Below are 16,029 nucleotides of genomic sequence, written 5' to 3'. Positions count from 1 at the left end.
GGCGGCGAATCGGGTGGCCGCCGGGCCGACGACCGGGGCAGGATCGGATCATGACGTCCGCCTCGATCACCACCCCGATCACCCCCGACCTGCTGCGCGGCGCGCTCGACCTGGAACGCACCGCGCACGGGGTGCTGCCGCACCGGCTGCCCGCGCGGGCCCGGGCGCAGAACACCGATCCGCAGGTGGCGACGGCGGAGGCGATGCCCTCGGGCGTACGGCTGGTGTTCCGCACCCGGGCCACCGCCGTCGAGCTGGACGTGCTCGCCACCAAGATGGTCTACCCGGGCGCGCCGCCGCGCCCGGACGGCCGCTACGACCTGCTGGTCGACGGCCGTCTCGCCGGGCAGGGCACGGCCGGCGGCGGCAAGGTGCTCACCATCGACCTGACCACCGGCGCGACCACCACCGCGCTGGGGCCGGTCGCCGCGGTCCGCTTCGCCGACCTGCCCGCCACCGACAAGGAGGTGGAGATCTGGCTGCCGCAGCGGGAGATCACCGAGCTGGTGGCGTTGCGCACCGACGCGCCGGTCGAACCGCTCGGCGACCGGGGCCGGCGGGTGTGGCTGCACCACGGCAGCTCGATCAGCCACGGCTCGGACGCGGAGAGCCCCACCGGCACCTGGCCGGCGGTCGCCGCCGGTCTCGCCGGGGTGGAGCTGGTCAACCTCGGGTTCAGCGGCAGCGCGCTGCTCGACCCGTTCACCGCGCGAGCGATGCGGGACACCCCGGCGGACCTGATCAGCGTGAAGATCGGCATCAACCTGGTGAACAGCGACGCGATGCGGCTGCGCGCGTTCACCCCGGCGGTGCACGGCTTCCTCGACACGCTGCGCGACGGGCACCCGGACACACCACTGCTGGTCGTGTCGCCCATTCTCTGCCCGATCCAGGAGGACACGCCCGGCCCGGGTGCCGTCGACTTCAGCACCGGCACGGTGCAGTTCCGGGCCACCGGCGACCCGGCCGAGCAGGCCGCCGGGAAGCTCACCCTGCGGGTGATCCGCGCCGAGCTGGCCCGGATCGTGGCCGCGCGGGCCGCCGAGGACCCGCACCTGCACTACCTGGACGGGTTGGCGCTCTACGGCGAGGCGGACTTCGCCGAGCTGCCCCTGCCCGACCAGTTGCACCCCGACCCGGTCGCGGACCGCCGCATCGGCGAGCGCTTCGCCGCGCTGGCGTTCGGCCCCGACGGCCCGTTCGGCTCTAGGTGAGGAGGGCGTCCAGCCAGCTCAGTTGACGCCGGACGTGGACCGCCTCGCCGCCCTCGTGACCGTTGAACGGGTAGGTGTGCATCTGCCGGTCGACCGGCCGGCCGGTCGCGGCGCCGTACTGGTTGTAGGCGGCGAAGCCGGTGCTCGGCGGGCACACGTCGTCGCGCAGGCCGATCCCGAAGTGCGCCGGGGCGCTCGCCCGGCGGGCGAAGGCGACCCCGTCGACGTGGGAGAGCGTGTGCCACACCGCCTCCTCCGCCTCCCGGTGCACCGCCAGGTAGCGGGCGATCTCGCCGTACGGTGAGGCGTCGGAGAGGGCCACGCCCCGCGCCATGTGGCACAGGAACGGTGCGGTGACCAGCAGCGCGGCGAGGTCGTCGACGAGGCCGGCCACCGCGAGGGCGAGCCCGCCGCCCTGGCTGTTGCCCGCCGCGACGACGCGGGTCGCGTCGACCCCGGGCAGGGCGCGGGCGGCGTCGACCGCGCGGACCGCGTCGGTGATCAGGCGGCGGTAGTGGTAGCTCTCCGGATCCAGGATGCCCCGGGTCGCGGGGCTCGGGCCGCCCGGCGCGCCGTGCGGGTCCGGGGTGTCGCCGGGGGCGTACAGCCCGCCCTGGCCCCGGTTGTCCATCAGCAGGTGGGCGTAGCCGGCGACGGGCCAGGTCAGCCGCTCACCCGGTAGTCCCCGGCCGCGGCCGTAGCCGGCGAACTCCACCACCGCCGGCAGGGGCTCGGCCACGTCGGTGGGGCGGGTGTACCAGGCCCGCACCGGTTCGCCGTCGAAGCCGGCGTACGTCACGTCCCACGACTGCACCAGCCGCAGGTCGGTGGGCTCGGGCCGGACGTCGAGGAGCACCGGAGCGGCCGCCGCGGCGGCGAGTGTGGTGCGCCAGAACCGGTCGAAGTCGGCGGGTTCGGCGACGGCGGGCCGGTAGCACCGGAGCTGGTCGAGAGGAAGGTCGGCGAAGGGCATGGATCCTCCAGGGCGGGATGGTGCATCGATCTCCTTGACATTGTTCTAGCGATCACCATAAATTTCCGGAAAGCTTGTGGAGCGTTACCGGAAGTTTTCGACGGCCACGGTGGGGGCGAGGATGACGACCCAGACCGCAGGACGCCGCCGCCCCTGGCGTCGGGCCCTGCGCCGGGACTGGCAGCTCTACTCACTGGCCGTCCTGCCGCTGCTGTTCTTCCTGGTCTTCCGCTACCTGCCGATGCTGGGCAACGTGATCGCGTTCCGGCGCTTCCAGCCCGGCGGCAGCATCTTCGGCGAGTACTGGACCGGGCTGCGCTACTTCCGGCTGTTCTTCACCGACCCCACGTTCTGGGACGTCTTCACCAACACCCTGGTGCTGGGCGCGCTGACGCTGCTGTTCTGCTTCCCGCTGCCGATCGTGCTCGCGTTGCTGCTCAACGAGGTCCGCAGCCGCGTCCTCAAGCGGTTCGTGCAGTCGGTGTCCTACCTGCCGCACTTCCTGTCGATCGTGATCGTGGCCGCGATGGTCATGCAACTGGTGTCCGTGGACGGCACGGTGAACCAGCTCATCGGCGCCGTCGGCGCGGAGCCGGTTCCGTTCATCCAGGAGGCCGGCTGGTTCCGGTCGATCTACGTCTCGTCCGAGGTGTGGCAGACCGTCGGCTGGGGCACCATCCTCTACCTCGCCGCGCTCACCACCATCGACGGTGACCTGTACGAGGCGGCCCGGATCGACGGTGCCAACCGGTGGCGGCAGACCTGGCACGTCACGCTGCCCGGGATCCGGCCGACCATGATGACGCTGCTGATCCTCAACATCGGCACGTTCATGGCCGTCGGCTTCGAGAAGATCCTGCTGCTCTACAACCCGCTCACCTATCCGACCGCGGACGTGATCTCCACCTATCTGTACCGGGTGGGCATCGTCTCCGGAAACCTCAGCTACGGCGCGGCGATCGGCCTGTTCGAGGCCGTGATCGGGTTGACGCTGGTGCTGTCGGCGAACGCGATCTCCCGGCGCACGGTGGGAACGAGCCTGTGGTGACCACCCGGGCGCGCGGGGTGCGGCCCAGCCGCGGCTACCGGATCTTCCAGGCGGTCAACGCCGTCGTCCTGACCGGCGTGGTGGTGGTGACGGTGTACCCGTTCCTCACCATCGTGGCCCGCTCGCTCAGCGACAACGCGTACATCGTCGCCGGGAAGGTCAACCTGGTGCCGCGCGGGTTCAACCTCACCGCGTACCGGGTGGTGACGTCCGACCCGGCGTTCTGGACCAGCTACCGCAACACCGTCGTCTACACGGTCGTCGCCACGATCGTCTCCATCGTGCTGACCACCTGCTACGCGTACGTGCTGTCGAAACGGCACCTGCGGGGCCGGACCGCGCTGGTGGGGATCGCGGTGTTCACCATGTTCTTCACCGGCGGGCTGATCCCCAACTACGTCCTGGTCACCAGCCTGGGCCTGAAGAACACCGTCTGGGCGATCGCGCTGCCCAACGCCATCAACGTGTTCAACCTGCTGGTCATGAAGGCGTTCTTCGAGAGCCTGCCGGTCGAGTTGGAGGAGGCCGCCGCGGTCGACGGGTTGGACACGTACGGGACGTTGCTGCGGGTCGTCCTGCCGCTGTCCAAGGCGATGGTCGCCACGATGGTGCTGTTCTACGCCGTGTCGTTCTGGAACTCCTGGTTCGCCGCGTTCCTCTACATGGACCGGCAGGACCTGCTCCCGGTGACGGTCTACCTGCGCAACCTCATCGTGGGCGCGACCGACGCCACCCAGACCGGCGGCGGCCTCGGCGCCGACGACGTCGTGCAGTCCGCCGCGACCATCCAGTCCGTGACCATCGTGCTCACGGTCCTGCCGATCCTCGCGGTCTATCCCTTCATCCAGCGCTACTTCGTCTCCGGAATCCTGCTCGGCTCCGTGAAGGGATAGCCGCGCCCGCGCCACCACCCACCACCGAGAGGAAGCCCCATGGTCCAGATGTCCCGCCGCCAGGTGCTGTTCGCCACCGGCGCGGCCGCCGTCGTCTCGCTGGCCGGCTGCGGCGACGACACCCCCGACAAGAAGGACCTCGACCGCAACCGCGACGGCGCGATGGAGAAGTACGGCGTCGGCGACCAGTTCACCGCCACCGCGCCGGTCACCTTCTCGATCCTCTACAACAACCACCCGAACTACCCGCTCAAGCCGGAGTGGCTGTTCTGGTCGGAGTTGGCGAAGCGGACCAACGTCAAGCTGGACCCGGTCGCGGTCCCGCTCAGCGACTACGAGCAGAAGCGCAGCGTGCTCGTCGGTTCCGGCGACGCCCCGCTGATCATTCCGAAGACCTACCACCCGCAGGAGGACGCGTACGTCTCCTCCGGCGCCATCCTGCCGGTCAGCGACTACCTCGACCTGATGCCGCACTTCAAGGACAAGATCGAGAAGTGGAACCTCGGGCCGGAGATGGACACGCTGCGGCAGGAGGACGGCAAGTTCTACCTGCTGCCCGGCCTGCACGAGAAGCCGTGGCAGGAGTACACGCTGGCGGTGCGCACCGACATCCTGGAGCAGTTGAACATCGCGTCCCCGACCACCTGGGACGAGGTGTACGCCATGCTCAAGGCGATGAAGGCGGCCCACCCGGACGTCTATCCGTTCTCCGACCGGTTCGGCAAGCCCAACCCCGCCGGGAACCTGCTGAACATGCTCGCCCTGTCGTACGGGCTCGGGGGCGCCGGCTGGAACTACCACGCCACGAGCTGGGACTCCGGCGCCGGAAAGTACGTCTTCACCGCGGCCTCGCCGCAGTACCGGCAGGTGGTGGAGTTCCTCCACAAGCTGGTCGCCGAGGGGCTGCTCGACCCGGAGACGTTCACCCAGACCGACGACCAGGCCCGGCAGAAGCTCGCCAGCGGCAAGTCGTTCGTGATCAGCACCAACGCGCAGACCCTGGTCAACGACTACCGGCCGGACATCGCGAAGATCAACCCGAACGCCCGGCTGAAAAAGATCATGTTCCCGATCGGCCCGGCCGGCCCGGTCAACCCGGCGAGCCGCCTGGAGAACGGCGTGATGATCTCCAGCAAGGCCCGCGAGGGCAAAAACTTCGTGGCCATGATGCAGTTCATCGACTGGCTCTGGTATTCCGACGCCGGCCAGGAGTTCGCCAAGTGGGGCGTCGAGGGCACCACCTACACCAGGGACGGCGCTGGCAAGCGCACGCTCGCCCCGGACGTGAACATCGTCGGGCTCAACCCCAAGGGCACCAAGCACCTCCAGAAGGACTTCGGCTTCGCCAACGGCGTGTTCGCCTACGGCGGCAAGCTGGACCTGGTGCAGTCGTTCTTCTCGCCCGAGGAGATGGAGTTCCAGCGGGAGATGAACGGCCGCCAGGCGGCGCCCTGGGTGACGCCGCCGCCCGCGCCGCTCACCGACGATGAGCGCGAGCAGACCACGCTGTGGGCCACGGCGCTGAAGGACTACGTCACGCAGAACACCCTCAAGTTCGCCCTGGGCCAGCGCCCGCTGAGCGAGTGGGACGCCTACGTCACCGAACTGAAGGGCAAGAACGCGCAGGCGTACACCGATCTGGTCAACAAGGCGTACGAGCGGTACCGGAAGAACCACGGCTGACCGGCGATGCGCATCACCGTGGACGACCGGCCCACCGGCCGGCTGACCGACGCCTGGCGCACCTGCGTGGGCACCGGGCGGTTCGACCTGGCCCTGCGCCGGGACTACCAGGACTCGCTGGCGCTGGTGCAGCGGGACGTCGGCTTCCGGCACATCCGCGGCCACGGGCTGCTCAGCGATGGCGTCGGCGTGCACCGACCGTACGAGCACCGGGGCGAACGCCGGGTGCGGCACGCCTTCACGTACGTCGACCAGGTCGTCGACGCCTACCTCGACCTGGGCATCCGGCCCTTCGTGGAGCTGGGCTTCATGCCCTCGGAACTCGCCTCCGGCGACCAGACCGTCTTCTGGTGGCGGGGCAACGTCACCCCGCCGCGCTCCCATTCCGAATGGGCCGACCTGGTCCGGGCCACGGTGGCCCACCTGGTCGACCGGTACGGCCTCGACGAGGTGCGCGGCTGGCCGATCGAGGTGTGGAACGAACCGAACCTGACCGCGTTCTGGCGCGACGCCGACCGGGACGCCTACCACCGCCTGTACGAGGTGTCGGCGCACGCGGTCAAGGACGTCGACGCGGCACTCCAGGTGGGCGGCCCGGCCATCTCCCCCGGCGCGGACGAGTGGTTGGCCCCGTTCGCCGAGTTCGTCGCCGCGCGGGACGTGCCGGTGGACTTCGTCAGCCGCCACGCGTACACCTCGGGGCCGGCCCGGCAGGTGCCGTTCGGCACCCGGCAGAGCCTGGCCCCGGCGGCGGAGCTGCTGGACCAGTTCGCCGCGCCGCGCCGCCACCTGGCCGGCACCGCGCTCGCGGACCTGCCGGTGCACATCACCGAGTTCAACTCCTCCTACCGGCCGGACAACCCGATCCACGACACCGCGTTCCACGCCGCCTACCTCGCCCCGGTGCTGGCCGGCGGCGGTGACCTGGTCGACTCGTTCTCGTACTGGACCTTCAGCGACGTGTTCGAGGAGGTCGGGGTGCCGACCGCGCCGCTGCACGGCGGCTTCGGCCTGCTCGCCCACCGGCAGCTCAAGAAACCCACCTACCACCTGTACGCGTTCATGGCCCGGCTCGGCGACGACGTGCTCGCCCGCGGGCCGGACCACCTGGTCACCCGTCACCCGGACGGCCGGGTCGCAGTGCTGGCCTGGGCCCCGGTGGACGTCACCGGGCGGGAGCCGACACCCGAGCGGCACACCCTGGCGCTGTCGGTCCCGCTCGGCCCGCCGGGCACCACCTCGGCGTTCCAGCTCCGGTCGTCGGTGAGCGAGGACGCCGGCAACGTCCGGGCGGCCTGGCGGGAGATGGGCAGCCCGCACTCCCCCCGGCCCCGGCAGCTCGACGCGTTGCGGGAGGCCGCCGAGCCGGCCCGGACCCACCGCGCCCTGCCGGTCACCGCCGGCCGGATCGACGTCGACCTCACCCTCGCCCGGCACGAGGTGACCCTGGTCGAGCTGACCCCGGTGGTGGACGAGACGCCGCCGTGGGGCGACGACGACCGGCTGCTCGACGGGCCCGACGACACGGCGCCGGCGGACCCGCCGGGGCAGTCGTGAACGGCACCGCGCAGCGCCGGCGGGAGTTCGGCGACGGGCTGCTGTCGCGGGCCGCCGCGGCCGTGCACATCCTGCTCGTCGTCGAACTGTTCCTCCTGCTCACCACCGTGCCCGTGCTGGCCGCGCTGGTGCTGCTCGACCGCGACGCCAGCAACCTGCCGCTGGTCGCGCTCTGCCTGCTGCCGGTCGGCCCGGCCGTCTCGGCCGCGCTGCACACCCTGCGCCACCAGCGGCCCGACCCGACGGACCTGCGGCCGGCCCGCGCGTTCCGACGGGCCTACCGGGCCAACCTGCCGGGCGTGCTGCGGGTGTGGGGGCCGACGCTGCTGTGGCTGACCGTCGTCGCGGTGAACCTCGCCCACCTGCCCGCCGCGGCCGTACCGTCCTGGTGGGCGGTGCCGTTGGCGCTGGTCGGTGCGGGGGTCGTGCTGGCCGGGGCGAACGCGCTGGTGATCGTCTCGCTGTTCACCTTCCGCACCCGCGACGTGGCCCGCCTCGCCGTGTACTTCCTGGTGCGCACGCCGGGCGTCACGGTCGGCAACGCCCTGCTGCTGGCCGCCGCCGTCGGCGTCACCGCCGTCTTCTCCGAGGCGGCGCTCGCACTCCTGGCCGTGGTCTTCGTGCTGGCGCTGCTGCGGATCGGCGAACCGATGATCGGCGTGATCCGGAAGGAGTTCACCGCATGAGCACAGGGGACATCGGGGACCCGGCGCGGCGGGCGGGCCGGTGACCGGCATCGAACCGCTCGGCTGCCCCGCGTCGGTCGGGGTCGACGAGCCGGCCTGGCACGCCGCCTGGCTGCCGCCGGAGGCGTTCCGGGCCATCGGCGCCCGCAGCGTCCTGGTGCACGGCCACGGCCTGCTCGTGGACACCGTGCTGGACGAGGTGACGCGGGCCTGCGCCCGGTACGGCGGGCGGGTGTGGCGCTCCCCGTCCTGGGACGTCGACGCCGACCTGGTGCTCGCGCTGCGCGACGCCGGGCCGCTGGCGAACGCGACGGCGGAGACCGTCCGCCTCGCCGCGACGACGGCGGTGAACGGGCGCACCGACGGGTCCCTCGGCGCGGAGGGGTTCCTGACCGCCCGGCAGGCCGGCGTGACGGTGGTGCTGGCCGACACGCCGGCCGGGCTGCTGTACGGGCTGTTCCACGTGGTCCGGCTCGGCGCGGCGGCCTTCGGCGTCGACCGGCCGGCGCGGCGGGACGCCCCGGCGCTGACCCGGCGCATGCTCGACCACTGGGACAACGTGGCCGTGCACCCGGTCTCCGGTCAGATCGAGCGGGGGTATGCCGGCGGCTCGATCTTCTGGCGGGACGGCGTCGCCCGCCGGGACGTGGCCCGGATCCGCGACTACGGACGGCTGCTCGCCGCCTGCGGGGTCAACGCGGTCGCGGTGAACAACGTCAACGTGCACGCCACCGAGGCGCGGCTGCTGACCGACCGGCTGGACGACGTGGCGGAGATCGCGGACGTGCTGCGCCCGTACGGTGTCCGGGTGCACCTGGCGGTGACGTTCGCCGCCCCGGTGGTCCTCGGTGGCCTGCCCACCGCCGATCCGCGCGACGACCGGGTGCGGGCCTGGTGGGACGGCGCCACCCGGCGGGTGTACGAGCGCATCCCGGACTTCGGCGGCTATCTGGTGAAGGCCGACTCCGAGGGTCAACCCGGACCGTTCACGTACGGGCGCGACCACGCCGACGGCGCGAACCTGCTCGCCGGTGCGCTCGCCCCGCACGGCGGCGTGGTGCACTGGCGGGCCTTCGTCTACGACCACCACCAGGACTGGCGGGACCGCACGACCGACCGGGCCCGGGCCGCCCACGACCACTTCGTCCCCCTGGACGGGCGGTTCGCCGACGGCGTGGTCCTCCAGGTGAAGTTCGGCCCGGTGGACTTCCAGGTACGCGAGCCGGTGTCGCCGCTGCTCGCGGCGATGCCGGCCACCTGCCTGGCGGTGGAGGTGCAGGTGACCCAGGAGTACACCGGCCAGCAGCGGCACGTCTGCTGGCTCGGTCCCTGGTGGAGCGAGGTGCTGCGGTTCGCGCCCCGGGGCGAGGGGCGCGGCACGATCGCCGACGTGGTCGCCGGGGCGACGGGCGGCGGCCTGGTCGGCGTCGCCAACACCGGCGACGACCCGTTCTGGACCGGGCACCCGCTGGCCCAGGCCAACCTGTACGCCTTCGGCCGGCTCGCCTGGGACCCCGGCCTGGACCCCGCCACGGTCCTCGACGAGTGGATCGAGCTGACCTGGCTGCCGACGAGCGGCGACCCGGAGCGGGTGCGGCGGACGCTGCACGAGGTCATGGACGACTCGTGGCGCACCTACGAGCGTTACACCGCGCCGCTGGGTGTGGGTTTCATGGTGCGACCCGGGCACCACTACGGGCCCGACGTGGACGGCTACGAGTACACCGCCTGGGGCACGTACCACTTCGCCGACCGCGACGGCGTCGGGGTGGACCGCACCCGGGCCACCGGGACCGGCTTCACCGGCCAGTACCCGTCGCCGTGGGCGGAGCGGTACGAGTCACGCGAGCGGTGCCCGGACGAGCTGCTGCTCTTCTTCCACCATGTCCCCTACGACCACGTCCTGCACAGCGGCAGCACCGTGATCCAGCACATCTACGACACGCACTTCGCCGGCGTCGAGCAGGTGGCGGCGATGCGCGAGCGGTGGCGCACGCTCGCCGGCCTGCTCGACCCGGGTGTGTACGAGCGGGTGGCCGACCGGCTCGATGAGCAGTTCCGCTGTGCCACCGAGTGGCGGGACCAGGTCAACGCGTACTTCTTCCGCAAGTCGGGGGTGCCGGACGCGCGCGGGCGGCGCATCCACTGACCCGGCGCGCTCACCACGGGTGCACCGTGCCGTCGGTCAGCCGGTTGACCGGCAGGTAGGCGGGCGCGTACGGGAAGCGGGCCGCCGCCTCCTCGTCGATGTCCACCCCGAGGCCGGGGGTCTCGGCGGGGTGCAGGTAGCCGTCGGCGAAGTGGTAGCCGTGCGGGAAGACCTCGTCGGTGGCCTCGGTGTGACGCATGTACTCCTGGAGGCCGAAGTTCGGGATGGCGAGGTCGAGGTGGAGCGCGGCGGCCATGCAGACCGGGGACAGGTCGGTGGCGCCGTGCGAGCCGCTGCGGACGTGGTGCAGCGCCGCCAGGTCGAAGATGCGTCGCAGGTGGGTGAGCCCGCCGGCGTGGACCACCGTGGTCCGGATGTAGTCGATGAGCTGTTCCCGGATGAGCTGGGCGGCGTCGAAGACGCTGCTGAAGACCTCACCGACGGCGATCGGGGTGGTGGTGTGCTGCCGGATCAGCCGGAACGCCTCCGGCAGGTCCGCCGGCACCGGATCCTCCATCCAGGTCAGCGCGTACGGTTCCAGGCTCTTGCCGAGCCGGGCGGCCTCGATCGGGGTGAGCCGGTGGTGCACGTCGTGCAGCAGCCGCAGGGTGGGGCCGAACTCGTCGCGGACCCGGGCGAACACGCCCGGCACATGGGCCAGGTAGGCCTCCGTCGACCAGGTGGTCTCGCTGGGCAGCGCCGCGTCGGCGGGTTCGTAGAACATCTTGTCGGCGCTGACGCCGTACGTGCGGGGCAGGCCGGGCACGCCGCTCTGCACGCGCACCGCGCGGTAGCCGAGGTCGACGAAGCGGGCGACCTCGGTCAGCACCTCCTCGACGGTCTCGCCGTTGGCGTGCCCGTAGACGGTCACACCGTCCCGGGAGCGGCCGCCGAGCAGTTGGTAGACCGGCAGCCCGGCGACCTTGCCCTTGATGTCCCAGAGCGCGGTGTCCACGGCGGCGATCGCGCTCATCGTCACCGGGCCGCGCCGCCAGTACGACCCCTGGTAGAGGTATTGCCAGGTGTCCTCGATCCGGGCCGGGTCGCGCCCGATCAGCAGCGGCACGACGTGGTCGCGCAGGTACGACGCGACGGCCAGCTCCCGGCCGTTGAGCGTGGCGTCGCCGACGCCGGTGACGCCCTCGTCGGTGACGATCTTGAGGGTGACGAAGTTGCGGCCGGGGCAGGTCACGATGGTTCGGGCGTCGACGATCCTCACCGCGCCGACCTTAACAGACGGGTGTCGATGCAGCCCGTCGGTCAGGTCGTGGGCACCCAGGCCAGCGTCCGCCAGCCGGCCAGGGCGGTCGCCTTCAGGCCGGCGTCGGAGACCGTCCAGAGCACACCGTCGACCACCAGCGACCGGTTGATCGGCGTCCACTCGGCCCCGTCGGCCAGGGCCGGCGGGTGTTCGACCGTGCCGGCCACGGTGAACCCGCCGTCGCCGACCCGCAGGGCCAGCAGCCCACTGCCCGGCGCACCCCGGGTCCCCTCGGCGCCGGCCCGGTCGGTGGCCACGCCGGGCCGGTTCACCGGGATCACCACCAGCCGCTCCGGCGCCCAGTAGAGGAACGCGTGCGGGTCCCCTTCCGCGTCGGACCAGCCCTGCGGCACATGATGCTGGGCGAGCCGGGTCGGCCGGGTCGGGTCGACGACGTCGAACAACGACACCTGGGTGCCCTGGACCCGCCCCCGGTCGGTCGCCTCCTGCCCGACCCCGAGCAGCCGGCCGTCCCCGGCCGGGTGCAGGTACGACGAGTAGCCGTTGATCTTCAGCTCGCCGGTCACCCGGGGCGCGGCCGGGTCCCGCAGGTCCACCGTGTACAGCGGATCGGTCTGCCGGAACGTCACCACGTACCCGGTGCCGCCGAGGAAGCGCACGGCGAAGATCCGCTCGCCCCGGCCCAGCCCGGTGACCGCGCCGACCCGGGTGAGCGTCGCGCCGTCGGCACGCAGCACGTACACCCCGGAGCTGGACCGCCGCCCGCCCGCCCACGGGTCACCGGTGGTGGTGGCCACCCGCAGGTGACCGTTCCACTCCGACAGCGCGTACTGGTTGACCAGCCAGCCGGGCACGGACCCGGCGGCGACGTAGCGCGGCGTACCCGCCGCGGTGTCGAACTGGTAGATCTCGGTGGTGTCGTCCGGCGACCCGGTGGCCGACCGGGGCCGCCACCGACGGTCGTTGGCGAGGTAGAGCCGCGGGCCGCTGCTGTAGACGGTCTCGCCGTCGGCCACCACGGTGACCGGGTCGCCCGCGCCGAGGGTGCTCGCGCCGAGGTCGAAGCTGAGCACGCTCACCAGGGCGGCGCCGGAGTAGCCGGCCGGCCGGCTGACCCGTCCGCAGTCGACCCGCCCGGTGGTCCTCCGGCCGCCTTCCCGCACCTCGTAGCGGGGCAGCCAGTCGTCGAGCGTGGCCCGGTCGACGACCGCCCGGTTGGCGGCGATCCGCTGCGCGTCGGTGGCCCGGGCCGGCTGCGGGAAGGCCAGCCGGGGCGCGGAACGGACCACCACGCGGACGGTCGCCCCGACCTGACGCGCGTCCACCAGACGGCCGTCGATCCGGTACTCGCCGATGACCGTCGGAGCCCCGCCGAGGTCGACCAGGACCAGCCGGGCCTCGGCGACCGCCGGCGCCACCCGCCCCTTCGGCACGGAGGGTGCGGTGTCCCACCGCGTCGGCAGCAGCACGAGCGCGCGGTCACCGTGCAGCAGCAGGTTGGCCGCGCCGCCGCGCGCCGTGGCGTCGAGGACCAGCCGGCCGGTCAGGCGGCGGCTCGCCGGGTCCACCACGGAGAGCACACCCCGGGCCACCGTGACGATCCGCCGCCCGTCGGTCTTGACCAGGTCCGGTTCGTCCACGCCGGCCTCGTGCACCGTGGTGCCGGAAAAGCCCGCCGGGGAGGCCCCCGCGTCCTTGGCGACGGCACCGACCGGGGCCCGCTCGGCGGCCGCGAGCGGCACGATGTCACCGTCCGGCCCCAGGCCCCAGGGACCGACCGACGCCTTCGTAGCGGCCCTGAGCTGGCGCAACGCCTCGTCGCAGGAGTCGAACGCGACCAACCGCAGCGCCCCGGCCGGCACCCCCGGATCCCGCGGCGGCGGGGCGGGTGGTCGGGCGGTGCAACCGGCGAGCGTCAGCGCGGCGACCATCGTCCAGCCGACGGCGCGGGATCGGCGACCTGTCATGGAGCGTCAGACGCGCCCGCCCCGGGCACGGTTCCCACGGCCGGCGTCAGCCGCCGGCCATCGCGCCGAGCACGATGAACGGCTCCCGGCCGGCGACCACCTCCTCGGGCAGCGGCGCGTCCGGCGGCTCGTGGGACAGGTCCCGCTCGCAGGCGTAGAAGCGGACGAACGCGCGGCGCTGGCCGCTGCGGCGGTCACGGATCGTGCCCCGCAACATCGGGTACGCGGTCTCCAGCGCGTCGAGCACCTCGCGCTGGGTGGGCGGCCCGGCCACCTCGACGCGTACCTCGCCGGTGACGTGCGCCAGGGTCTTCAGGTGGGCCGGCAGCACCACCCGGATCACGGCAGCACCTGGACCTCGACGGAGAGCACCGCCGGCAGGTCCCGCACGATCGGCGCCCAACTGTCACCGCCGTCCGCCGAGTGGTAGACCTGACCGCCGGTGGTGCCGAAGTAGATGCCGCACGGGTCCAGCGTGTCGACCGCCATCGCGTCGCGCAGCACGTTGACGTAGCAGTGCGACTGCGGCAGGCCCTCGGTCAGCGGCTCCCAGTGCTCGCCGCCGGTGCGGCTGCGGTAGACGCGCAGCCTGCCCTCCGGCGGGTAGTGCATCGAGTCGCTGGTGATCGGCACCACGTAGATGGTCTCCGGCTCGTGCGCGTGCACCGCGATCGGGAAGCCGAAGTCCGACGGGAGGTTGCCGCTGACCTCCCGCCAGCTACCACCGGCGTCGTCGCTGCGCATCACGTCCCAGTGCTTCTGCATGAAGAGCGTGTCCGGCCGGGACGGGTGCTGGGCGAGACGGTGCACGCAGTGGCCGACCTCGGAGTCGGTGTCCGGGATCTCCCCCGAGCGCAGGCCCTTGTTGATCGGCAGCCAACTCGCCCCGCCGTCGTCGCTGCGGAACGCCCCGGCCGCGGAGATCGCGACGAAGATCCGGTCGCGGTTCGCCGGATCCAGGATGATCGTGTGCAGGCACATCCCGCCCGCGCCGGGCTGCCAGGCCCCGCCGCTCGGGTGCTGGCGCAGGGCGGACAGCTCCGACCACTTCTGACCGCCGTCGGTGGAGACGAAGAGGGCGGCGTCCTCCGCGCCCGCGTACAGCGTGTCGGGGTCGTGCCGCGACGGCTCGAGGTGCCAGATGCGCTTGAACTCCCACGGGCGGGGGGTGCCGTCGAACCAGAGGTGCTCCCCGACGTCGCCGGCGTAGGCGAAGTCGTTGCCGGCCGTCGTCCAGCTCCGGCCGCCGTCGTCCGAGCGCTGGATGAGCTGCCCGAACCAGCCACCGGACTGGGAGGCGTAGAGCCGATCCGGGTCGACCGGCGAACCGGTCAGGTGGTAGATCTCCCAACCGCCGAAGTGGGGGCCGTCGACCGTCCAGTCGCCGCGGCGGCCGTCCGACGTCAGGGTGAACGCGCCCTTGCGCGTGCCGACGAGTACTCGTACTGCGCTCATGTGTCCTCATCCTTCGTCCGAAGCTGCACCGGGTCTGACCGCGCACCGGGCCGGGACTCATCGCTGTGGTCGTACTCCCCGGGTACGACAATCGGCGTCCGCGCCGGCCGCGGCAAGGACGCCGCGCCGGCCACCAGGGAATGTCGGTGGGGGGCGCTAGCCTGCGCGCATGACCGGTCCCGCGGACGTCCCGCCCGCCCACCTCGACCGCCTGCGGCCGATCTGCCTCGGCCTGCCGGAGACCTACGAGGAGGCGGCCTGGGTGGGCACCCGCTGGCGGGTCCGCAAGCGCACGTTCGCCCATGTGCTCACCGTCGACCCCGACCACCAGGTGGCGTACGCGCGGGCCGCCGCCACCGACGAGCCGATCTGCGTGCTGACGTTCCGCTCCCCCGGCGACGAGATCGCCGGGCTGCTCGCCGCCGGCCCGCACTTCTTCAAGCCGGACTGGGGCGCCGACGTGGTCGGGCTGATGCTCGACGACGCGACCGACTGGGCCGAGGTCGCCGAGCTGCTCACCGAGAGCTACTGCGTGCTGGCCCCGAAGAAGCTGGTCACGCTCGTCGACCGGCCGGGGTGAGGCGCGTTCAACCGAGCTTGCGGCGCAGCGTCTCGAACGCCAGGTCCGGCCGGCGCGGCACCCCGAAGCGCTCGTCGCCGTAGGGGAACGGGCTCAACTCGCCGGTGCGGGCGTAGCCACGCCGCTCGTACCAGGCGATCAGGTCCGCCCGCTGGACGATCACGGTCATCCGCAGCTCACCGGCGTGCCAGCGCTCGCGGGCGTACCGCTCGGCCTCGGCCAGCAGCTCCCGGCCCAGGCCGCCGCCCTGCCGGGCCGGGGAGACCGCGAACATGCCGAAGTACGCGTGGTCGTCGCGGCGCTCCAACTGGCAGCAGGCGAGCAGCTCGCCGTCGCGCTCCACCACCAGCACCACGCCGTCGTCGCCGGTGACCGCCGCGGCCACCATCTCCGGGTCGGTGCGCTGCCCGTCGAGCAGGTCCGCCTCGTGCGTCCAGCCCGCCCGGGCGCGGTCACCCCGGTAGGCCGACTCGATCAGGTCGACCAGGGCGGCCACGTCGGCGGGCCGGGCGACCCGGACGGTACGGGTTTCGGGGCTGGTCATCGGGCTCTCCACGGTCGCGGCGGCGTACCGGGACAGCGTACGCAGGATGCCGAAGCCG

General features: G+C 72.6%; 14 protein-coding genes. 8 read left to right on the top strand and 6 right to left on the bottom strand.

Features of this window, described 5'->3' with window-relative positions:
- Window positions 1–50: 50 nt before the first annotated feature.
- On the top strand, window positions 51–1,214 hold the full coding sequence (locus B1205_RS01450; protein WP_089153964.1) for an SGNH/GDSL hydrolase family protein: 1,164 nt from the start codon (window positions 51–53) through the stop codon (window positions 1,212–1,214).
- Here the strand turns inward: B1205_RS01450 and B1205_RS01445 are convergent.
- Window positions 1,207–2,187, bottom strand: coding sequence for an acetylxylan esterase (locus B1205_RS01445; protein ID WP_089153963.1), 981 nt, complete (start codon window positions 2,185–2,187; stop codon window positions 1,207–1,209). The genes B1205_RS01450 and B1205_RS01445 overlap by 8 nt on opposite strands.
- Before the next feature lie 121 nt (window positions 2,188–2,308).
- Between B1205_RS01445 and B1205_RS01440 the strand changes: the two genes are divergently transcribed.
- The 6 genes from B1205_RS01440 to B1205_RS01415 are packed head-to-tail and all read left to right on the top strand — an operon-like array spanning window position 2,309 to window position 10,203.
- Window positions 2,309–3,235 carry an ABC transporter permease gene (locus tag B1205_RS01440; RefSeq protein WP_089153962.1) on the top strand — a complete coding sequence of 309 codons (927 nt, stop codon included), beginning with the start codon at window positions 2,309–2,311 and terminating at the stop codon, window positions 3,233–3,235.
- Complete coding sequence (locus B1205_RS01435) at window positions 3,232–4,128, top strand: carbohydrate ABC transporter permease (protein WP_089154343.1); 897 nt, start codon at window positions 3,232–3,234, stop codon at window positions 4,126–4,128. Before B1205_RS01440 ends, B1205_RS01435 begins: the two co-directional genes overlap by 4 nt.
- 39 nt (window positions 4,129–4,167) lie before the next feature.
- Window positions 4,168–5,811 carry an ABC transporter substrate-binding protein gene (locus B1205_RS01430; RefSeq protein WP_089153961.1) on the top strand — a complete coding sequence of 548 codons (1,644 nt, stop codon included), beginning with the start codon at window positions 4,168–4,170 and terminating at the stop codon, window positions 5,809–5,811.
- Between the two features lie 6 nt (window positions 5,812–5,817).
- Window positions 5,818–7,368: a GH39 family glycosyl hydrolase gene (locus tag B1205_RS01425; RefSeq protein WP_089153960.1), complete on the top strand. Its 1,551-nt coding sequence runs from the start codon at window positions 5,818–5,820 to the stop codon at window positions 7,366–7,368.
- Window positions 7,365–8,054: a DUF624 domain-containing protein gene (locus tag B1205_RS01420; protein ID WP_089153959.1), complete on the top strand. Its 690-nt coding sequence runs from the start codon at window positions 7,365–7,367 to the stop codon at window positions 8,052–8,054. The genes B1205_RS01425 and B1205_RS01420 overlap by 4 nt, the downstream gene beginning before the upstream one ends.
- A gap of 40 nt (window positions 8,055–8,094) precedes the next feature.
- Window positions 8,095–10,203, top strand: a complete 2,109-nt coding sequence (locus tag B1205_RS01415) for an alpha-glucuronidase (RefSeq protein ID WP_254909630.1) — start codon at window positions 8,095–8,097, stop codon at window positions 10,201–10,203.
- 10 nt (window positions 10,204–10,213) lie between these two features.
- Here the strand turns inward: B1205_RS01415 and manD are convergent, their stop codons facing one another.
- From manD to B1205_RS01395, 4 genes are read right to left on the bottom strand one after another with little or no spacing between them, the layout of a single operon-like run.
- Entirely contained in the window at window positions 10,214–11,422 is a 1,209-nt protein-coding gene (gene manD / locus B1205_RS01410) for a D-mannonate dehydratase ManD (protein WP_089153958.1), read from the bottom strand.
- A gap of 41 nt (window positions 11,423–11,463) precedes the next feature.
- The gene (locus B1205_RS01405) at window positions 11,464–13,392 is read right to left on the bottom strand and encodes a beta-propeller domain-containing protein (RefSeq protein ID WP_254909629.1); all 1,929 of its coding nucleotides are present in this window, start codon (window positions 13,390–13,392) and stop codon (window positions 11,464–11,466) included.
- Between the two features lie 46 nt (window positions 13,393–13,438).
- On the bottom strand, window positions 13,439–13,735 hold the full coding sequence (locus B1205_RS01400) for a MoaD/ThiS family protein (RefSeq protein ID WP_089153956.1): 297 nt from the start codon (window positions 13,733–13,735) through the stop codon (window positions 13,439–13,441).
- Window positions 13,732–14,847: a WD40/YVTN/BNR-like repeat-containing protein gene (locus tag B1205_RS01395; protein ID WP_089153955.1), complete on the bottom strand. Its 1,116-nt coding sequence runs from the start codon at window positions 14,845–14,847 to the stop codon at window positions 13,732–13,734. Before B1205_RS01395 ends, B1205_RS01400 begins: the two co-directional genes overlap by 4 nt.
- 169 nt (window positions 14,848–15,016) lie before the next feature.
- Here B1205_RS01395 and B1205_RS01390 point away from each other — a divergent pair, with 169 nt between their 5' ends.
- Window positions 15,017–15,427, top strand: a complete 411-nt coding sequence (locus B1205_RS01390) for an MmcQ/YjbR family DNA-binding protein (protein ID WP_089153954.1) — start codon at window positions 15,017–15,019, stop codon at window positions 15,425–15,427.
- Between the two features lie 7 nt (window positions 15,428–15,434).
- Here the strand turns inward: B1205_RS01390 and B1205_RS01385 are convergent, their stop codons facing one another.
- A complete protein-coding gene (locus tag B1205_RS01385; protein WP_089153953.1) occupies window positions 15,435–15,971 on the bottom strand; it encodes a GNAT family N-acetyltransferase in 537 nt (178 codons plus the stop codon).
- Window positions 15,972–16,029 lie beyond the last annotated feature (58 nt).

Source organism: Micromonospora sp. NBS 11-29, from assembly GCF_002140155.1.
Lineage (GTDB): Bacteria > Actinomycetota > Actinomycetes > Mycobacteriales > Micromonosporaceae > Micromonospora.
This window is presented reverse-complemented; position numbering and strand designations above follow the sequence as displayed.

Coding starts and splice junctions, on each gene's coding strand:
- B1205_RS01450 (WP_089153964.1), top strand. CDS start 51: ATGACGTCCGCCTCGATCACCACCCCGATCACCCCCGACCTGCTGCGC.
- B1205_RS01445 (WP_089153963.1), bottom strand. CDS start 2,187: ATGCCCTTCGCCGACCTTCCTCTCGACCAGCTCCGGTGCTACCGGCCC.
- B1205_RS01440 (WP_089153962.1), top strand. CDS start 2,309: ATGACGACCCAGACCGCAGGACGCCGCCGCCCCTGGCGTCGGGCCCTG.
- B1205_RS01430 (WP_089153961.1), top strand. CDS start 4,168: ATGGTCCAGATGTCCCGCCGCCAGGTGCTGTTCGCCACCGGCGCGGCC.
- B1205_RS01425 (WP_089153960.1), top strand. CDS start 5,818: ATGCGCATCACCGTGGACGACCGGCCCACCGGCCGGCTGACCGACGCC.
- B1205_RS01405 (WP_254909629.1), bottom strand. CDS start 13,392: ATGACAGGTCGCCGATCCCGCGCCGTCGGCTGGACGATGGTCGCCGCG.
- B1205_RS01395 (WP_089153955.1), bottom strand. CDS start 14,847: ATGAGCGCAGTACGAGTACTCGTCGGCACGCGCAAGGGCGCGTTCACC.
- B1205_RS01390 (WP_089153954.1), top strand. CDS start 15,017: ATGACCGGTCCCGCGGACGTCCCGCCCGCCCACCTCGACCGCCTGCGG.
- B1205_RS01385 (WP_089153953.1), bottom strand. CDS start 15,971: ATGACCAGCCCCGAAACCCGTACCGTCCGGGTCGCCCGGCCCGCCGAC.